At 70.4% G+C, this 19,088-nt stretch carries 15 protein-coding genes; 9 read left to right on the forward strand and 6 right to left on the reverse strand.

Translation table 11 applies throughout. The features are described from left to right. Window positions 1–39 precede the first annotated feature (39 nt). On the forward strand, window positions 40–1,200 hold the full coding sequence (locus MXD95_RS19120) for an LLM class flavin-dependent oxidoreductase (protein WP_250642032.1): 1,161 nt from the start codon (window positions 40–42) through the stop codon (window positions 1,198–1,200). Next, entirely contained in the window at window positions 1,197–2,171 is a 975-nt protein-coding gene (locus tag MXD95_RS19125; protein ID WP_250642033.1) for an alpha/beta fold hydrolase, read from the forward strand. The genes MXD95_RS19120 and MXD95_RS19125 overlap by 4 nt, the downstream gene beginning before the upstream one ends. Window positions 2,172–2,401: 230 nt before the next feature. On the opposite strand, the gene MXD95_RS19130 is transcribed toward MXD95_RS19125, so the two are convergent. Further along, window positions 2,402–3,949, reverse strand: a complete 1,548-nt coding sequence (locus MXD95_RS19130; protein ID WP_250642034.1) for an acyl-CoA carboxylase subunit beta — start codon at window positions 3,947–3,949, stop codon at window positions 2,402–2,404. Window positions 3,950–4,133: 184 nt separating this feature from the next. Next, complete coding sequence (locus MXD95_RS19135) at window positions 4,134–4,805, reverse strand: peptide deformylase (RefSeq protein ID WP_250642035.1); 672 nt, start codon at window positions 4,803–4,805, stop codon at window positions 4,134–4,136. 133 nt (window positions 4,806–4,938) lie between these two features. Here MXD95_RS19135 and MXD95_RS19140 point away from each other — a divergent pair, with 133 nt between their 5' ends. After that, window positions 4,939–5,682 carry a Clp protease N-terminal domain-containing protein gene (locus tag MXD95_RS19140; RefSeq protein ID WP_250642036.1) on the forward strand — a complete coding sequence of 248 codons (744 nt, stop codon included), beginning with the start codon at window positions 4,939–4,941 and terminating at the stop codon, window positions 5,680–5,682. Window positions 5,683–5,754: 72 nt separating this feature from the next. Next, window positions 5,755–6,582 carry an NUDIX hydrolase gene (locus tag MXD95_RS19145; RefSeq protein WP_250642037.1) on the forward strand — a complete coding sequence of 276 codons (828 nt, stop codon included), beginning with the start codon at window positions 5,755–5,757 and terminating at the stop codon, window positions 6,580–6,582. Between the two features lie 54 nt (window positions 6,583–6,636). Here the strand turns inward: MXD95_RS19145 and efeB are convergent, their stop codons facing one another. The 3 genes from efeB to efeU form a co-directional block, all read right to left on the reverse strand. Beyond that, window positions 6,637–7,914 (reverse strand): iron uptake transporter deferrochelatase/peroxidase subunit, encoded by a 1,278-nt coding sequence (efeB, locus tag MXD95_RS19150; RefSeq protein ID WP_250642038.1) that lies wholly within the window; start codon window positions 7,912–7,914, stop codon window positions 6,637–6,639. Window positions 7,915–8,021: 107 nt separating this feature from the next. Continuing rightward, window positions 8,022–9,176 (reverse strand): iron uptake system protein EfeO, encoded by a 1,155-nt coding sequence (efeO, locus tag MXD95_RS19155; RefSeq protein WP_250642039.1) that lies wholly within the window; start codon window positions 9,174–9,176, stop codon window positions 8,022–8,024. A 103-nt stretch (window positions 9,177–9,279) separates the two neighbouring features. After that, window positions 9,280–10,167 carry an iron uptake transporter permease EfeU gene (gene efeU / locus MXD95_RS19160; protein WP_250642040.1) on the reverse strand — a complete coding sequence of 296 codons (888 nt, stop codon included), beginning with the start codon at window positions 10,165–10,167 and terminating at the stop codon, window positions 9,280–9,282. Between the two features lie 1,008 nt (window positions 10,168–11,175). Between efeU and MXD95_RS19165 the strand changes: the two genes are divergently transcribed. Continuing rightward, on the forward strand, window positions 11,176–11,715 hold the full coding sequence (locus MXD95_RS19165) for an NUDIX domain-containing protein (protein ID WP_250642041.1): 540 nt from the start codon (window positions 11,176–11,178) through the stop codon (window positions 11,713–11,715). A gap of 149 nt (window positions 11,716–11,864) precedes the next feature. Then, on the forward strand, window positions 11,865–12,641 hold the full coding sequence (locus MXD95_RS19170; RefSeq protein ID WP_250642042.1) for an aquaporin: 777 nt from the start codon (window positions 11,865–11,867) through the stop codon (window positions 12,639–12,641). 165 nt (window positions 12,642–12,806) lie between these two features. Here the strand turns inward: MXD95_RS19170 and MXD95_RS19175 are convergent, their stop codons facing one another. Next, on the reverse strand, window positions 12,807–15,071 hold the full coding sequence (locus MXD95_RS19175; protein WP_250642043.1) for an MMPL family transporter: 2,265 nt from the start codon (window positions 15,069–15,071) through the stop codon (window positions 12,807–12,809). A gap of 201 nt (window positions 15,072–15,272) precedes the next feature. Here MXD95_RS19175 and MXD95_RS19180 point away from each other — a divergent pair, with 201 nt between their 5' ends. The 3 genes from MXD95_RS19180 to hpnC form a co-directional block, all read left to right on the forward strand. After that, entirely contained in the window at window positions 15,273–16,016 is a 744-nt protein-coding gene (locus MXD95_RS19180) for a TetR/AcrR family transcriptional regulator (protein ID WP_250642044.1), read from the forward strand. Window positions 16,017–17,112: 1,096 nt separating this feature from the next. Beyond that, entirely contained in the window at window positions 17,113–17,949 is an 837-nt protein-coding gene (locus tag MXD95_RS19185) for an SDR family NAD(P)-dependent oxidoreductase (protein WP_250642045.1), read from the forward strand. 172 nt (window positions 17,950–18,121) lie between these two features. Next, window positions 18,122–19,088 (forward strand): squalene synthase HpnC (gene hpnC, locus MXD95_RS19190; RefSeq protein ID WP_250642046.1); only part of this gene is annotated, 967 nt, incomplete at its 3' end.

Genomic DNA, 19,088 nt, shown 5'->3' on the forward strand with positions numbered 1-19,088 from the left:
TGTCCGTCAGCGCTTGGGACGGCGATTCCGGAGGAGCGCATGCAGTTTTTCTCGTTCCATCTCATGCCGTGGCCGTACCTGCCGGCCGACTACACCGAATCCGCCTGGATAACGGTTCCGAACAAGCTCTATGACCCGCCGCGCGGGCATGACCTGTACAACCGTTATCTCGACGAGCTGGAGTACGCCGAGCAGGTTGGCTTCGACGGTCTCGTCGTCAACGAACACCACCAGACCGCCTACGGTTCGATGCCGAGCCCCAACCTGTTCGCCGCCATGCTCGCCCGCCGGACGTCCCGCGCGAAGATCGCGGTGATCGGCAACGCGCTGCCGCTGTACCACCCGCCGACCAGGGTGGCCGAGGAGTTCGCCGTCCTCGACGTCGTCACCGGTGGTCGGCTGATCGCCGGCATGGTGGTCGGCGGAGGCCCAGAGTACTACTCGTCCGGGATCAATCCGGCCCAGGCTCGCGGCCGGTTCAACGAAGCCCTCGACCTGGTTCTCCAGGCCTGGACCCGGCCGGGCCCGTTCGAGTTCCACGGTGAGTACTACCAGATTCCCCGGGTCAACACGTGGCCCCGGCCGCTGCAGCAGCCGCACCCGCCGGTGTGGATTCCCGGAATGGGGTCGCGGGAGACGATGGAGCTGGTGGCCGCCCGGGGATTCTCCTACGTCGGGTTGCCGTTCTTCCACATCTCGGTCTTTGAGCGGAACTACGCAGAGTTCCGGCGGATCTGGCTGGAGGCCGGCCGGGAACCGGCACCGGAGAACCTCGGCCTTCTGCTGCCGATCTACGTGGCGGAGACGGATGCGGCCGCCCGTGCGGAGTACGAGGAACACCTGTGGTACTTCGCACGCCGGTTGCTCAACGGAGTGCAGATCGCGCCACCGGGATATCAGAGCGTCGCCTCGGCGGTGAAGCTCATGGGGAACGCGCCGAAGTACCTGTTGAACGTGTCCGACTGGGAGACGGTGGAGGCCGGGTCGTACGCGATCGTCGGCAGCCCGGACACCGTCACCGAAAAGCTCATCGATCACATTCGGCGGCTGGGGGTGGGTAACCTGCTCGGCCTGTTCCAGCTGGGTTCCCTGCCGGCCGACCTGACCCGGGCCAACCTGACGTTGTTCGCCGAACAGGTGATGCCCCGGCTGCGCAAGGAGTTCGCGGCCGGTGTGTCCTGGCCGGAGGTGACGGCATGACGCAGGCTGCCAGTGTCTCCTCAGTTGCCAGTGTCTCCTCGGTTGCCAGTGCTTCCTCGGCGGCCGGCTCCCCGCACCACGGCGAGTGGGGCAGCCTCGACGTCGACGGCATCCGCATCCGTGTGTTCCGGCAGGGGTCCGGCGTACCACTGGTCTACCTGCACTCGCCGTTCGGCGAGGTGGGTGCGCTCGCGGTGTTCGCGGACCTGGCGGAGGCGGGCTTTCAGGTGCTGGCACCCGAGCTGCCGGGGTTCGGGCAGTCGGACCCGGTGACGAGCTGGCGGGGGGTCGCCGACGTCGTGTTCACCGTCCGGCGGATCCTGGACGGGCTGGGGGTGGAGCGGGCCGTCGTGGTGGGCAGCTCGCTGGGCGGCTGGCTCGCCGCGGAGCTCGCCGTCTGGTTCCCCGAGCGCGTCCGGGCGCTTGCCCTGCTCGCCCCGGTCGGCCTCCGGGTGGCGGACGACCCGGTCTTCCCCATCTTCGGCGCGGAGGACGACGTGCTGCTGCCGCGCCTGCTGGCCCGCCCCGCCGAGTTCTCGGCGTATCTCGCCCCCGCCCTGGCCTGGCCCGTGACCCACGACGGCGACGGGAGCGGCGGGGAAGCCGGCGAGGACGGCGGGGCTGGCGAAGGCGGTGGGGCTGGCGAGGCGGTCGCCCCTGATCCGCTGGCGCTGCCCCTGCACCTGTTCCGGGCGATGGAGGCAACGGCGCGCATCGGCTGGAACCCCTACCTGCACGATCCCGCCCTCGCCGGCAGACTCACCCTGGTCGGGGCACCGACGCTGGTGGTCCGCGGCGAACTCGACGGCATCCTGCCCGCCGCCCACGCGGCGGCCTACACCGCGGCCATCCCGGGCGCGCGACGGGTGGAACTCGCCGACTGCGCGCATCTGCCAGCACTCGAGCAGCCCGCCGAAGTCGCACAGCTGGTGGCCACCATCACCAGATCGGCGAAAGCAGCGTCACCGTGAGTGCAAGGCAAGCCGGAGGATCTCCTCCTCGTTGAGTGCGCTGCTATGGGCCGTCAGACAGGTGGCCACGCGGATCCTTGCGTTCGTCGGCGGCGTAGAACGTTCCGCCTTCGAAACTGCCGAAGTCGGTGGGGGCGAGTTCCGCGCGGCCACCATCCGCTCGACCGCGGCGAGTTGCGCGGGGCGGTGATCCGGGTGAATAGCTGCCGCCGCGCCACTGTAGGAGGTCACTACAGGGGGATGTTGCCGTGCTGGCCGCGGCGGGCGGGGGCGGCGGCGAGGGCCTCGGCGATGCGGCGGCGGGACTCGCGGGGCTCGATGACGGCGTCGATGACGCCGATCGAGACCCCCCGGTCGACCCCGCCCGCGGTGCGGGTGTGCTCGTCGACGAGCCGGCTGCGCAGCGCGGGCAGCTCGTCCTCGGCCGCGGCGGCGAGGGCCCGCCGGTGCAGGATGTTGACCGCGGCCTCGGCCCCCATCACCGCTACCTCGGCCTCGGGCCAGGCCAGCACGGCGCTGGCACCGAGTGACCGCGAGTTCATCGCGATGTACGCCCCGCCGAACGACTTGCGGGTCACCAGTGTCACCCGCGGCACGGTCGCCTCCGCGAACGCGTACAGCAGCTTGGCCCCGCGGCGCACCACACCTTCCCATTCCTGCTGGACACCGGGTAGGTAGCCGGGGACGTCCACGAGCACGACCAGCGGGACGCCGAACGAGTCGCACATCCGCACGAACCGGGAGATCTTCTCGGCGCTCAGGGAGTCGAGGCAACCGCCTTTGCGGATCGGGTTGTTCGCGATGACGCCGACCGGCCGGCCGTAGAGGCGGCCGAGGCCGACGACGGCGTTCGGCGCCCAGCGTGCCTGCAGCTCCTCGAACGGATGCGGCCCCTCATCGAGTAGCCGCAGCACCAACGGTCGTACGTCGTAGGCCCGCCGCGGCCGCTCGGGCAGCAGGCTGCGCGGATCGGGTCGCCGGTCCTCGTCGTCCGAGCGGGCGGTGTGGTCCGAGCGGGCGGCGTCCCCCGGGCTGGCGGTGTCGCCCGGGCCGGCGGTGCGGTCCAGGCCAAGGTCGTGCTCGAGTGCGGCGAGGCTCGCGTCCGTGGCGGAGAATCCGTTCCCGCCGGTGAGCAGGCCGGTGATCCGCCGGGCTCGCGCCAGCGCGTCGCTCTCGGAGCTGGCCAGGACATGCACGACGCCGGAGCGCCGGCCGTGTGCCTCAGCGCCGCCAAGTCCCGCCATGTCGATCTGCTCACCGGTGACACTGCGCACGACGTCCGGACCGGTCACGAAGACCTTGCCCTCCGGAGCCATGATGACGACGTCGGTCAGCGCCGGCCCGTAGGCCGCCCCGCCCGCCGCCGGGCCCAACACCACCGAGATCTGCGGGATGCGGCCGGAGGCATGGATCATCGCCGCGAAGATGCGGCCGATGCCGTCGAGCGAGGCGACCCCCTCCGTGAGGTTCGCCCCGCCGGAGTGCCACAGCCCGATGACCGGCCGCGCCAGGCGTACCGCCTCCTCGATGGCGGCGACGATCTCCGCCGCGCCGGTCGCGCCGAGTGCCCCGCCCATCCGGGTCCCGTCCGTGCAGAAGGCGACGGCCACCTCGCCGTCGACGCGCCCGTGACCGGTAACGACCCTGCTGCCGGGGGCCGTCGGGTAACGGACGAGACTGCCCGGATCGAACAGGTGCGAAAGTCTGCGTTCCGGACTGCGAACGTCCTGTTCCGGGACGCTTACCCGCACCGGTGCGCTGCTCGCTGCCTCCGCCATGATGCCCCTTCCCACCCGTGGCCGACCCGCGTGGGCTGGGCCGGGCTGGACTGTCGCGGGGCGCGGCGTGTGGGCCCGTCCCGCGGTGCCGGGTCGTGCAGTCGACGGCACCAATGATGGCGAGACGGCCTTTCGTTTCCCTTGTGGAACGCTCAAACCGCTGGTCGGTCGGGGCGCGGGAGGTTCAGAGCGGGAAACGCAGGGCGTCGGCCGCCTCGGCGGGTGTCGCCTGGTTCCAGAGCCGTTCGAGGTTGGCCATCGAGGACAACGACCGCGATTCGGCCCGGTCAAGGTAGAGCGTGCCGTGCAGATGGTCGGTCTCGTGCTGGGCGATCCGGGCCGGCCAGCCGGCCAGCTCGTGGCGGTGGGGCACGCCGTGGCGGTCGAGCAGGTCGAGGCGGACGCGGTGATGGCGGGACACGACCGCCGCGTAGCCGACGACGCTCAGGCATCCTTCGTAGAAGGCGCGCCGAGCGGTCCCGATCGGGGTGAGCACCGGGTTGATCAGCTCGAGTGTGGCCAGCGGTGGGCGTTCCCGCACCTCGGCGAGCTCGGCCGGGACGGTGGCGGGATCCTCGATCACGGCCAGGGCGAGGGGAATGCCGATCTGCGGTGCGGCCAGCCCCACTCCGCGGTCGGGCAGATGCTCGCGCATCGCGTCGAGCAGGCGGTGTAGCAGCCCGTCGGCCAGCTGGCCGTCGTAGCGTGCCGCCGGGCGGCGCAGCACGGGTTCACCCGCCTGGACGATCGACCACGGCCGTGGCGCGGAGAGCACCGCCTCGACGAGTTCCGTCAGGTGGTTGTCGGGTGCGGCGTCGGGCACGGCGTCGCCCCGCTGATCCGTCCAGGTTGTCACCGACCCATTTCACCATCCGCCCCGGCGTCGGCTCTCACCATCCGTCGCGGGATCGGCCGCACCCGCTGCCCCGGCGGCGTCGCCGCGTCAACTAGCTGTTGACGCGAGCGGATCGTCAATCTATGGTTGACGCATGAGCGAGCCCGTGAACACGACCCGCACCATCCGTCTGGATGACCTGATCGACTCGATCCGGTCCGCGCACACCGACGCCCTCGAGCGGTTGTCCAACGCCGTCCTGATCGCCGATCACCTCGGTGAGGTCGCCGACCACCTGATCGGCCACTTCGTCGACCAGGCCCGCCGCTCCGGCGCCTCGTGGACGGACATCGGGCGCAGCCTCGGCGTGACCAAGCAGGCGGCGCAGCAGCGGTTCGTCCCGAAGGCTTCCGGCGACGCGGTGGATCTCAGCAGCGGTGCCGCTCCCTTCGGCCGCTACACCGATCGTGCCCGCAAGGTCGTCGTGGCCGCGCAGAGCGCCGCGCGGGCGGCGGGCAACGACCGCATCACCCCCGTCCACTTCGCCCTCGGGCTGCTGGACCAGCCCGAGGGCCTCGCCGTGCGCGCGATCCAGAACCAGGCGGTCGAGCTCGACACCCTCCGCGAGACGGCCGCCGCCGCGCTGCCGGCGCGGGCGGACGCCGTTCCCGACCTCATTCCGTTCGACGCCGCCGCGAAGAAGGTGGTCGAGCTGACCACCCGGGAGGCGCTGCGGCTGGGACACAACTATGTCGGGACGGAGCACATCCTGCTCGCATTGCTCGCTTACGAGGACGGCACCGGAGTGCTCAGCGGGCTCGGTCTGGAGCAGCCGGCGGTCGAGTCCTACGTCCGCACGACGCTCGCCGCCTTCGTCCGCGACTCCGGCACCAGCTGAGCCGGCCGCGCCGGGAAGCCGGCCTGGCTCGGCCGGTTCTTCGGGCCCGCGCGGATGCGGGAGGATCACCGTATGACCGAGCGATCCGTCCCGTCTCCCGGGCCTGCGACCGATTCCCCCGAACCCGGGTCCGGGGCCGAGTCCCCGTCCCCCTCAGACACCGAGCCCTCCTCAGCCGGGGTCCTTCCTGGCGGCACCGGCGGTCCGTCGGGTGCCGGTCTGGCGTCGGGTAACTCACCACCGGCCGTCGGCGGTGAGCCGCCGTGGGGGGCGGTGGGCGCCCGCAACCCCGACTGGCTGCCGTGGGTACGGGAGCTGTACTCCATCGCCCAGTCCGGCCTGACCTACTGCCGGGACCCGTACGACCTGGAGCGGTTCGAGCAGTTGCACCAGCTCACCGGGCAGATCGCGGCCTGGTGCGCGGCGGTCACGGTGCCGGCGGCGCAGGGCATCTTCGCCGGCGAGACCGGCTACCGCACCCCCAAGGTGGACGTGCGCGGGGTGCTCTTCGACGAGGACCGGATCCTGCTCGTCCGAGAGAAGTCGGACGGTGGCTGGGCGCTGCCCGGTGGCTGGGCGGATGTCGGCCTCACCCCGTCCGAGGCGGTGGTCAAGGAGATCCGCGAGGAGGCCGGGCTCGACGCCGAGCCCGTCCGGTTGCTCGGCGTCCTCGACAAGCGCCGTCATGCCCATCCGCCCTATCCCAACGACACCTACAAGATCTTCATCCGATGCCGGGTGGTGGGTGGGGCGGCGCGCGGTGGCCTGGAGACGTCGGAGGTCGGCTGGTTCCCCCGCGACGGGCTGCCACCGCTGTCCGCGCAGCGCAACACCGCCGCCCAGCTGGTGATGATGTTCGCCTTCCTCGACGACCCGGCCGCCCCCGCCCTGTTCGACTGACCCGCGGCGGTGTTCGTCGGCGGTGTTCGTCGGCATTTTCGTCCGGCGGTGTGCTCAGCTGTCGAACAGCCCGCTGGCCCAGAAGTCCTTGGCGTCGCGCACACCCGGCGGGATCGCGAACACCGCGCTCGAGGTGTGCTGGATGTACTCGTTGAGCGCGTCCGAGCGGGCGAGACGACGCTGGACCGGGATGAACCCGGTGCGCGGGTCCCGCTGGAAGGCGATGAAGAACAGGCCCGCGTCGAGCTGCCCGGTCTCCTGGCTGACGCCGTCGGTGTACGAGTAGCCACGACGCAGGATCGTGGCACCGTTGTTCGTCGCGGGCGCGGCGAGGCGGATGTGCGCGTCCTCGGGCACCACGAGCTCGCCGTCGGCGCCGCGGGCGGCCAGCGGCACCGCGTCGAACTCCTCGGCGGCACCCAGCGGCGCGCCGGACACCTTCGCCCGGCCGAAGACGTTCTCCTGGTCGAGCAGATAATCGCGGTCCCACGCCTCCAGCAGCATGCGGATGCGGCGGGTGACGGCGTAGGTGCCGCCGCGCATCCAGGCCTGATCGCTGTCATCGCCGACCCAGACGAACCGGTCCAGGCGGGCGGTGTCCTCCCGCTTGATGTTGTTGGTGCCGTCCTTGAAGCCCATCAGGTTACGCGGGGTCGCCTGGCTGCTGCTGGTGGTGCTGGTCCGGCCGAAACCGAGCTGGAACCAGCGCAGCACGGCGGTGCCCTGGGCGAGACGGCGCAGGTTTCGCACGGCGTGGAAGGCCACCTGCGGATCGTCCGCACAGGCCTGGACGCACAGGTCGCCGTGGCTGCGCTGCGGGTCGAGGTTGTCGCGGGGCATCGCCGGGATCTCGGCGAGCGCCGCTGGGCGACGTGCGGCCAGGCCGAACCGGGCGTCGAACAGGCTCGGCCCGACCCCGAAGGTGATCGTCAGATTGCCGGCGGTGAGTCCGATCGCCTCCCCGGTGTCCCGCGGTGGCGACTGGGGTGCGGCGTCGTCGTTGGCGACGGCCTGGCCCGCGGTCATCCGGGCCGCGGCCGCGCTCCACTCCACCAGCAGTTCGCGCAACGCGTCGCGCTGCACGCCGGCGGACACGTCGAAGGCGGCGAAGGCGAGCCGGTCCTGGGCGTCGGTGATGATCCCGGCCTGCCGCGGCCCGTGGAAGGGCACCCTTCCCGGCAAGGACGAGGACGATGACGAGGAGGAGTAAGCCGGCGACGATCCGTCGTCGGAGCAGCCCGCGACCGTCGCGACGCCGGCCGCCCCCGCTCCGGCCAGGCCAGCGGCGCTGAACAGGGCGCGGCGCCGGGACAGGGTGAACCGCTCGGCCATGACGCTCTCCTTCTCCTGCGGGTCCGGGTATTCACACGCCCTTGGCCCTGACGGCGGTGCTAACTGACGGCGGTGTTAGCTGACGGCGGTGTTAGCTGACGAGGGTGTTAGCTGACGACGACGCCCGCCACCTGGGACAGCGGCTCGGCGAGTGCGTCCACGGCCTGGGACAGGGCGCGACGCTGGGACTCGGTCACCGTGTCATAGGCAACGTAGCCATCACCCTTCTTGTACGGCTCGAGCGCCTTGTACATCGCGGTGAACTGGGTGCGCACCGTGGTGGCGAGTTTGGGGTCGAGCGTCTTGAGGGCCGGCTCCAGCAGGGTGAACGCCTTGTCGGCGCCGTCGATGTTGCCCTGCATGTCGACCAGGTCGAGCTTCGAGTACCGCTCCTCCTCGCCGGTGATCTTCGACTGGCCGACCTCGTTGAGCAGCTCGGTGGCGCCGTTGGCGATCTGCGCCGGCTGGAAGGAGACGGTCGCCACCAGCGTGTTGAGCTTGCCGACGTCGGTGTTGAGCTGGTCGGCGATCGGGCTCATGCCGGCGAGCGACCTGTCGGCGAAGATGGCCTTCTCCAACCGGTGGAAACCAGTCCACTTCGACACGTCGGGCTCGTCGTCGATGCGGGCGTCGATCGCCGGGTCGAGGTCACCGAAGGACTCGGCGACCGGCTCGATCGCCTCGTAGTCAAGCCGCGGCGCCGGGTACAGCTTGGCGGCCTGGTCCAGGTCCGAGGCCTTCACCGCGGAGACGAACGCACCGGTGTTCCGCACCAGGTCCGCGACCTGCTGGCGGACGTAGGTGGCGTATCCGGTGGTGGCGGTCCTGAGGTCGGCGGTGACCTGTGGGCTCAGTGTCGCGGCCGCGGCGCTCGCCGCGGCGGTCACGGTGAAGTCCACCCTCTCCGGACCGGAGCCGCCCGGACAGTACAGCTGGTACTTGCCGGCCCTGACATTCAGCGAGAACGTTCCGGAAAGTCCGGGCGCGATGTTCTCCTTCTCACCGAGGATGGTGTCCCCCTTCATAAGTTCGGCCTCGGTGACCGCACCCGCATCCTTGTTTGTCACCGTGAAGGTGGTCGGGCCCGCCGGAATGCTCGAAACGCTGGGCGAACAACCCTTGGAGGTCAGAGTGACGGTGACGGACTGCTTCTCGCCTGCTCCTGAATCACCGGAACTGCCGGAGTCACTTCCCCCGCATGCGACGGCGCCCGTCGCGATCACAATGGCGATGGCGCTGTACGCGACTGGTGCGCGACGCACGTAGTGCCCCTATCTCTTTCGTGGCTGTTGTTATGATCCACATCCGTGGGAACGGGTGCTCCTGTCGGTCGGATCCCGTCCGAGACCGGACCCCGACCGGCCGTCAGGTGTCCGCCTGGGCGGCCGCGCTGCGAGCGGGCTCGCCGTCCGCCGCGACCGGGGTCGGGGTGGATGCCCGCGCGGCTGGGCGGTGGCCCGCGGGCCAGGTGACGTACAGCAGCAACGGGACCAGGTACACGAGCCACGCGACGACCTCGGCGACGACCGGGCGGGGCTGCAGCCCGAGCACGCCGGTCAGCACGCTGGCCAGCACCGTGCCGGGCCGCACCAGCCAGGACAGATCGAACGTGCGTCCCTGGCCCGCGTCCAGCCAGCCCGCCTCGTGCCCGGTGTGCGCGGCGGTGGCCAACAGGCCCGCGGCGATCACGACCAGCACGATGCCGGTGATCCGGAAGAAGCGCGACAGGTTGATCCGCACCCCGCCGCGGTAGATCGCGAAGCCGATGGCCACCGCCACCAGCACTCCGAGCAGCGCCCCACCGCCGGCTGTGGACGGGGAGGTGCTCGCGTTGAAGGCGGCGATCAGGAAGACCGCGGTCTCGAACCCCTCCCGCAGCACGGCGAGGAACGCCATCAGCACCAGCGCCCGGGTGGAGCCCTTCTCCAGGGCCGACTCGGTGGCCGACTCCAGCGCGGCGCGCAGGTCGCGCGAGTTCCGGCGCATCCAGACGATCATGTAGGTGACCATGGCCACGGCGATGAGCCCGATGACCGTCTCCAGGCCTTCCTGCTCACGCTGCGGAAGTTCGTGGTCAAGCACATGCAGCCCGACACCGACCGCGGCGCACAGCACGAGGGCGAGAGCGACGCCGAACCAGACCTGGCGCAGCGCGTCCCGCCGCTCACGCTGGCGAAGGAAGGCGGCGACGATCCCGACGATCAATGCGGCCTCCAGGCCCTCGCGGAGCCCGATCACAAATGTGGGGAGCACCTGGCCTCCGTTCGATGTCGCCGTAGTTACTGTCGCCCGCCGTCACGGGATGGCCCGTCAGCAGTGAGGATTTGCGGTTAGCCTCAGCTAAGTTAGGGCAACCTAATGGCGTTGGCAAGGCATTCTTCGGTGGCCTTCGCTGCGGTCACGGCCGTGCTCTCGCGGTTGCTGTGGGTGGCCTCGCGGCACCCTGATGCAGGGAGCGCTTGGTCGGAGACGGTGCGTCAGCCGCCGGATGGATCGGCCGCGGGTTGTTCCCTGATCACCTCCGCGGCCCGGAGTCGACATCCTGGGCCGGCCGTCCGTCGGCATCGTTCGCCCGCCGCTGCGCACGCCCTTGTTGTGCTCGAGCGCGCGGCGGAACGTAGGGGCGGAGCCCGGGTGTCGCATGGGTCACGCGGGCGCCCGCAGCGGGCGCAGGGACGTCCGGTCGCCGGTTACGAAACCGTGGTTGCGTAGAAACTGAGCAATCTGTTCCGCAGATGCAGATCAAAGCCGGCGATCTACGCCGTTGGTGAGGATTCACCCCTCCGCTTCGGTGTGTGCGTGTCCGGTGGTGCGGTGTTCTCGCCGGGTCGCCGGACTCCGGCAGCGGTGACGCTCGGGCCATCTGCCGGCGGCGACGGGTAATGGCGGGCCGCCGCCGCGGGTGCGGCCTGGTGAGATCTGCAGATGTCAGCGAAATGAACCCGTTGTCTCGTGCATTACTGGCGCTTCCCGTCTTCACATGAGCGCGCGTATCCTCCGCCGGTATACGGTGGAGAATCGGTGGCGGGGCAGCGCATTTCGTGGTCGGGTAACGAGGATGCGGCCGCTCGTGCAGTCGTCTTCGTGGACGTGGTCTGGCCGTCAGTCCTGCGCCAGGCGATGATGTACGCAAATGAAGATCGTGGGAGTCCCAGGATGACGGGCGGACATGGATCTCATGACGGAGTGCGATTCGGTGGACGCTGGCGGCGCGGATCAGGGGTGGAGTTGGAACATCCCGGGGGTGGAGGTGTGCCTACTGTGACCGAGTCGAGCTCGAGCGGAACGCTCCCGCCGATGGCGCGGCCCTTCGCCGCCGCGGGCGCCCTTTTCTTCGATGAGGCGGAACGTGTCCTGCTCGTCGAGCCGTCCTACAAGCCTGGATGGGACATTCCGGGCGGTTTCGTCGAGCCCGGGGAGTCGCCCTACGCCGCCTGCATGCGGGAGGTCGAGGAGGAGCTGGGCATCACGCCGCCTATCGGCGAACTGCTGGCCGTCGACTGGGCGCCACGCCCGCGGGACGGCTGGCTGGAGGGCGAGATGCTGTTGTTCGTCTTCGACGGCGGTCTGCTGCCGGATGACTGGCGCGCGCGCATCCGCCTGGACATGGACGAGCTGGTCAACTTCGCGTTCGTCCCGCTGGGGGAGGTGGATGGCCTGCTGCCGCCGCTGCACGCCCGGCGGGTCACCGCTGCCGCCCGGTTGCGGGGAACCCCGTCCCGCGTGGGCTACCTCGAGTACGGCGACCAGCGTCCGCCGTCACCCACCTCTGTTCCCGGAGGCATCGTTCCAGCTGGATGACCTCTGCTGCGGGTGACCTTCACCCATGGGAAGGTCACCCGGCGGTTCTCGGGACTCTGTGGAACCATTTCGGTGCCTGGAGTTACGGAGACGGGCGCGTTCCTCGTCCGGCCACGGCTCGCGACGCGTCCCGGCGGAGGGGGAGCCGCGTGCGCAGATATCTGGTGGAGGGAATCGGCACATTCGTCCTGGTCTTTGGCGGTGTGGGGACGGCGGTGCTGGCTGGCGTCGTGGTGGGCAACGTGGGGATCGCCCTGGCCTTCGGGCTGTCCCTCCTGGTGTTGGTCTATGTGATCGGCCCGGTCTCCGGCTGCCATGTGAATCCGGCGGTCACCCTGGGTCTGCTGCTGTGCCGCAAGATCCAGCCTCGGCATGCGGCCGGCTATGTGGTCGCCCAGTGCGTCGGTGGCATCATCGCGGCGGGCACCGTGTGGCTGCTCGCCGACTCCGGCCCGTTCGGCTACTCGGCCAGTCAGCGGGGGCTGGGAGCCAACGGCTACGGCCTGCACTCGCCCGGCGGCTTCGGCCTCGGCGGGGTCCTGCTCGTCGAGGTGCTGCTCACCGCACTGCTGGTGTTCACTGTGCTCGGGGCGACCGACGTGCGGGCGCCGTTCGGGTTCGCGGGCCTCGCGATCGGCCTGGTGCTCACCCTGTGCCATCTGATCAGCATCCCGATGGACGGGACGTCGGTGAACCCGGCCCGCTCGCTCGGCCCGGCCGTGTTCGTCGGCGGCTGGGCGCTGGGGCAGCTCTGGATGTTCATCGTGGCGCCGGCGCTCGGCGCGGCGTTGGCTGCCGCCATCTACCTGGGCCTGCGCCCGGGTCCGCAGGTCAGCGCGTCCACCGCGGAACGTGACCTGCCGCAGGAGTCGCTGAGCCGGATCGCCCAGGAGACCGCCCGCCTCATTCGCGGCGGAGTCGAGTAGGCGGCACCGTCGAGCGGGTACCGCCGTTGGCCAGGTGCCGCTGTTGGCCAGGCGCTGCCGTCTACCAGGCGCGTGATGACGCGGACCTGACACGGCCCCGGCGGGTATGTCGCCCGCCGGGGCCGTGAGCTGTGCTTGCCGGTGTTCGTGCCGGACCGGCGTGGGTCAGGGCGTGGGCTCGTTGGCATCCCGTCGACGCAGCTGCCGTACCGGTTGGTCGGGTACGGCGCCGCCCACGGCGGCCGGAATGCCGGTGGTCACCGCGCCCTGCGGGCTGAGGTCGTCCGGCTCATCCCCGGCCTCCACCGAGATCCGCGGCAGGATGCGGTCCAGCCAGGACGGCAGCCACCAGTTCGCCCGGCCGAACACGTGCATCAGCGCCGGGACGAGCACGGTGCGGATGATGAAGGCGTCGATGAGGATCGCGCCCGCCAGCGCCAGCCCGAACATCTTGATCACCCGCTCGTCGCCGAGGATGAACGAGGCGAACACGAAGGTCATGATCGCACCCGCCGCCGAGATGACCCGGCCGGTCTCGGCCTGCCCGAGCGAGACGGCGAGCCGGTTGTCGCGCCGTCTCGTCCACTCCTCGTACATGCGGCTGACCAGGAATACCTCGTAGTCCATGGACAGCCCGAACAGGATCGCGAACAGCATGACCGGGACGAACGCCTCGATCGGCCCGCCGGTCGTCGCGAACGCCGAGGCCCCCCAGCCCCACTGGAAGACCGCGACGACGACGCCGAGCGCCGCGCCGACGGACAGCAGGTTCATCACCGAGGCGGTCAGCGGGACCAGCAGGCTGCGGAACACCACGATGAGTAGGAGGAAGGCGAGCACCACGACGACGCCGATGAACAGGGGCAGCTTGCCGGAGAGCACGTCGGCGAAATCCTCGAACACCGCCGTGATGCCGCCCAGGTAGATGCCGGTGTTCGTCCGGTCCGCCTGCGGGATCACGTCGTCACGCAGGTGTTTCAGGAGCGTGGACGTCTCCTTGGCCTGCGGGCTGGTCGTCGGGTAGAGCGTGGCGATCGCGGCCTCGCCGTTCGGGCTGCGCCGCGGCTCGGTCACCGAGGAGACCCCCGGGGTCGCCCGGGCGGCCCGCACGACCGCGTCGAGCGTGGCGGTGTCCTGCGGCCCGTGGATCTCCGCGACGATGGAGAACGGGCCGTTGAAGCCGGGGCCGAAGCCCTCGGCGAGCAGGTCGTAGCCACGCTTGGTGGTCTTGGAGGTCGGGTTGTTGCCCTGGTCGGAGGAGCCCAGGCGCATGGACAGGAACGGAACGGCGATCAGCAGGATCACCGCGGCGCTGACCACGGCCAGCACCCGTGGGCGGGACTGGACGAACGACGCCCAGCGCCACCACACCCCGGTGGTGCTCTCGTGCATCGGGCCCTGCTCGGCGAGGCGGCGCCGATCACGACGGCTGAGCACCCGCATGCCGTAGAAGCCCAGCAGCGCGGGGAGCAGGGTGACCGCCGCTGCCATCGTCATCGCGACGCTCACCGCCGCCGCGATCGCGACGCCGTACAGGAAGCTCACCCCGAGGGCGAACATCCCCAGCAGGGCGATGCAGACCGTGATGCCGGCGAACAGCACCGCCCGCCCGGACGTGTTCACCGCGATGACCGCGGCCTCCTCCGGGGAGCGCCCGGCTCGCAGGCCGATGCGGTGCCGGTTCACGATGAACAGGGCGTAGTCGATGCCGACGCCGAGGCCGATCAGCGTGGAGAGGATCGGGCTGAACTCGGCGATGGTGAGGCCATGCGAGGCCAGCACGATCACGGAGCTGCTCACCCCGAGCGCCATGATCGCAGTGATCAGCGGCAGCGTCACGGCCAGCAGCGAACCGAAGGCAAGGAACAGCACGATCGCCGCCGCGATGATGCCGATCAGCTCGCTGTAGCTCTGCTCCTGCTGCTCGACGATCGCCGGGACCTGGCCGGTGGTCTCGACCTGCAGCGAGGCCGAGTCATAGCCGCGGGCGGTGTCGACGAACGTCTGGATGTCGTCCTTGGGCAGGTCGTTGCCCTGCTCGTCGAAGTCGACGGCGACGAACGCCGTGCGCTTGTCGGAGCTGATCTGACCTGTGGCCTTCTGCTCGAAGGGGCCGGTAACCTCGGCGACATGCGGGGTCCTGGCGACCTTGGCGAGCATCTCGGTCACAGGCCCGCGCAGCGCCGGATCGGTCAGGGGGGCGCCGGAGCGGCTGTGCAGGACGATGGTGGCGCTGTCGCCGGACGCGGCGGGGAAGTCCCGCTGAAGCAGGTCGATAGCCTTCTGCGAGTCGGTTCCGGGCAGGGAGAAGCTGTCCCGATAGGCGCTGCCGGAGACCCTGGAGAGCACCCCCAGGCCGACGAGCGCGATGATCCACAAGAGCAGGACAGGCCGGCGGTGCCTGAAGCACCATCGGGCGAGCGTTGCCACGATTGCTACCCTTCGGGCGAACTTACCGGTCGTTTAGTAGGTCGGAAGCAGGGTAACATCCGGGCTTAATCCGTCGGAGGGTGGACCGAGATGGTCGAGCAGCCGTCGCCCGGCCCGTTGGCGATATCACTCGAACCGTCGGAGACTCGGGTGCGGAGAGCGACATCAGCTTCACAAACGCGAACGCCCGCGCAGACGAAGGTGCCGGGGGACGCGAAGTCGCCGGGGGACGCACGACCGCCCGGAGACACCCGGTCACGCATCCTGGCCGTTGCCGTCACGCTGTTCGGTGAGCAGGGGTACGCGGGTACCTCGGTGCGGGATATCTCCGAGCGTCTCGGGCTGACCAAGGCGGCGCTCTATTACCACTTCCCGTCGAAGGAGACCATCCTCGACGCGCTGCTCGAGCCGTTCATGCTCGAGCTCGGGCGGCTGGCCGATCTGATCCGGCAGTCCCCGCCGCCGAGCCCCGAGACGCTGATCGAACGGATCGCCGAGGTGATGACCGGCCCCGGCGGGGTGCTGCTTGTCCTGGTGGACGACCCGTCGGTCATCCATCGCCGCATCGGCCGGCAGGACCTGGTCACGCTGCAGCGCCTGCTGGTGCAGGCGCTGGCCGGCCCGAACCCGTCGGGCGCGCGGCTGCTGCGCGCCCACTGCGCGATCGGCGCGCTGAAGGCCGGGGTCATGGGACGAGCGCTCGAGCAGGCGATCGCGCAGGTCGCCGCCACGCAACCGCTGGCCTCCGCGCCGCTCACGGGCGCCACGGTGGACTCGCCCCCCTGCTCGGGTCCGACGGCCATGGCGGTGCGTGCCGTGCTGGCCCGGATGCAGCACGAATCGGGGGAGCTGGTCACCGCCGCGGAACGCCGGGAGATCGTGGCCGCCGCGCTCGCCGCGCTGGGCAGCGAGCCGCCCGTGGACGCACCCGACCAGCCCGCCTGAGCATGTGGCGCCGATCCGGAATACGGAGCGCGACGTTCGTCGGTCCGAAATGGCCGGGGTAACCACCCGGGGTAGACCATCCGTCGGATGAAGCCCGGACCGACCCGTACCGAATATCGGTGATCGGGTGGATCGACTGAGTATCCGTTCGGGGACCCCCAGGTTGGAGTTGGCCACCGAACGTGCCGGCATCGTCGTGGCCTTCGCCACGTTCGCGGCGCGGTGTGCGTGATGTGGAGTCATGTGTCGGATATCACGGGCACCCTCCTATACCGAACCTGGGCATCTCCACTGCGTACCAGGAAATGCCGCTTTCGGGGAAGTTTGTGCCGGACGGTAAGCTGTTGTCGTGTGGAGGATGGATCGGCGTTCGGAGGATGCCCGGCTGGCTTGTCCCCGCCCGCGTCGACCTGCTTGCCGAGGCGTGCGGCGGCCTTCCGAATGAGCGTTGCTTCGGTCTGGCGCCGGATGTCCGGCGAGATCGGGCCGGGCTGGTGGCGACTCGCCGTCCGCTGCGGCGGAGGGCCTGTGCTGCCCGGACGGGCCGGTCCGGCGGTGGTCCGGACGGGCGTGTGACGGGGCGGAATTTCGTCACCCGCAATGCCGTGAGAAATCACCGCAACGTTCGGTCAATGATGTGGCCGGTATCTTCTTAAGGAGATCCCGAATCCATACCCGCGCATGTGAAACGGGTTGCGTACCAGACGTTGAGAGCGGGCAACCTACACGGGAGGGACGGCCGCCTGACCGGGAGTGTGATATGGAGTCCGGAGCCACGCAGGGGCTCCACCCGCCTGATGTCGCCCATCTGACCATGGACGATCCGCCCATGGGACGGTGGAATGGAGGAGGCAGTGGACGCGCTCATGCGGCGCTGCCACGCACCGTGGTCCGGAGTCCGACGGTTGATAACCAGTAGCTGTTCCGGTCGGTCGGGTCCTGGTAGCGGGACCACCGTGACGGTCCGGCGGATGAGTTCGTGTGATCGGACCACCTCGCGACGCGGGGCGAGATGAGTGGGGAAAGTAGTAGGTGACGTGCAACCAGTGCCCGCGGGGGAGAACTGCGTGAAAGGAACGACCGGAAGTGGTGTGTCGTGAGCACACGGTCCCGGCCTGCTTTCCGTGACGGAGGGTTGACCGTTCTCACCAATCGGGTCACGCGTACCAGCGCGGCCCAGCCGGCTTGGCCGCCGCGGACGGCGGTCGTCACCGGCGCCTCGAGCGGCATCGGCCGGGAGGCGGCCCTGTTGCTGGCTGCCGGTGGCTGCCGTTCGTTGCTGGTCGGCCGCAACGGCGCCGCCCTGGACGAAGTTGCGGCTGCCACGGAGAGTCATCGCATCTCGGTCGACCTGGCCACCACCGGGGCGGAGGCCACTGTCGCCTCTCGCGCCAGCGAACTGCTCGGGGACGTGGATCTGCTGGTGTGCTCGGCGGGGCTCGGTGCGGCGGGCCCCTTCGACGCAATGTCCCAGGAGGCGATCGCGCAACTCGTCGCAGTCAACGTCCTGTCGCCAATGGCGCTGGTCAGGTCCATGCTACCGGCCATGCTCGATCGTGGGCAGGGCCGCATCCTGATCGTCGGCAGCATCGCTGGTGCGCTCGGCGTGCGCGGCGAGGTCGCCTATTCCGCCACCAAGGCGGCGATGGTGGGCTTCACCGACGCGCTGCGGGCCGAGATCGGTCGACGAGGCATCTCGGTGACGCTCTGTGTCCCTGGTGTGGTGGATACTCCTTTTTTCCACCGACGCGGAGCGCCATACGTGCGCCGCTGGCCGCGCCCGATCCCGCCGGCGCTCGTCGCCGAGCGGATGCTCGCGGCCACCGGGCGGGGCCGGGCCGAGGTCTGGGTGCCCGGCTGGTTGCGGGGCGCCGTCCGAGTCCACGACGCGGCCCCGTCGCTGTACCGGGGACTGGCCGGTGTCTTCGGATGATCCGGCCCGGCCGCCCTGCTATCCGGCGTTTTGTTCCGTTCCGGCTGACCACCCGGTCGACTATCGGCGCTGACCCTCGGTAGTCCGAGTCGCGGCGCCGCTCACAGCGTCCGCGCAGTCCCGATCCGGCACACCGCGCCCGGAGTGCGGACCGTCATCGAAGGAGAGGCGTATGACCGCCATCGACGCCCCAACCGGACCACCCCGCACGCCTGCGCCGACGGGCACGACGGGACTGTCCACGTCCGCCGACCAGCTGCTGCTCGCCGCGCCGGCCGAGAACTTTCCGGTCTCCCCGATCGTTCTGCCCGCGGCCGTGCGCACGCACTTCAACGCGCTGTACGCCTACTGCCGCTTCGTCGACAACCTCGGCGACGAAGCGGCCGGTGACCGTCTCGCCCTGCTGGACCGGCTCGACGCCGACCTCGCGCGGATCTGGGCCGGTGCGGAGCCGGAACTGCCCGTGCTGCGCCGGCTCGCCCCGACGGTGCGGGCCTGCGACCTGCCGGCCGAGCCGTTCGAGCGGCTCGTCGAGGCCAATCGGCAGGATCAGCTCGTCACCCGGTACGAGACGTTCGACGACCTGGTCCGCTACTGCACGTTGTCGGCCGATCCGGTCGGCCGGATGGTGCTCGGTGTGTTCGGCCTGGCGACCCCCGACCGCGTCGTGCTCTCCGACCGGGTCTGCACCGCGCTGCAGCTGGTCGAGCACTGGCAGGACGTCGCCGAGGACCTCGCCGCCGGGCGGATCTACCTGCCCCTGGAGGACCTTGACGCGTTCGGGGTGACCGAGGACGACCTGCGGGCGCCGCGCGCCGGTCGGGCCGTGCGTCACCTGATGGCCTTCGAGGTCACCCGGGCGCGCACCGTGATCGACGAGGGTGCTCCGCTGGTGTCGATGGTGCCGGGCCGGCTTCGCCTGGCCCTCGCCGGCTTCGTCGGTGGCGGCCGGTCCGCGCTCGACGCGATCCGGCGGGCCGACTACGACGTGCTCAGCGGACCGCCGAAGGCACCGAAGCCGCGGATGGCCGGCTTCGCCCTCGCCGCCCTGGCCCACTCGGCCGCCCGCGGATCGGCTGCCGCGGCCCGCACCGCCGCCGCGGTGGCCAGCGCCACCAGCGCTGGTGGTGCTCCAGCCC

It is taken from the genome of Frankia sp. AiPa1, assembly GCF_023243075.1.
In the GTDB taxonomy this organism is placed as follows: domain Bacteria; phylum Actinomycetota; class Actinomycetes; order Frankiales; family Frankiaceae; genus Frankia.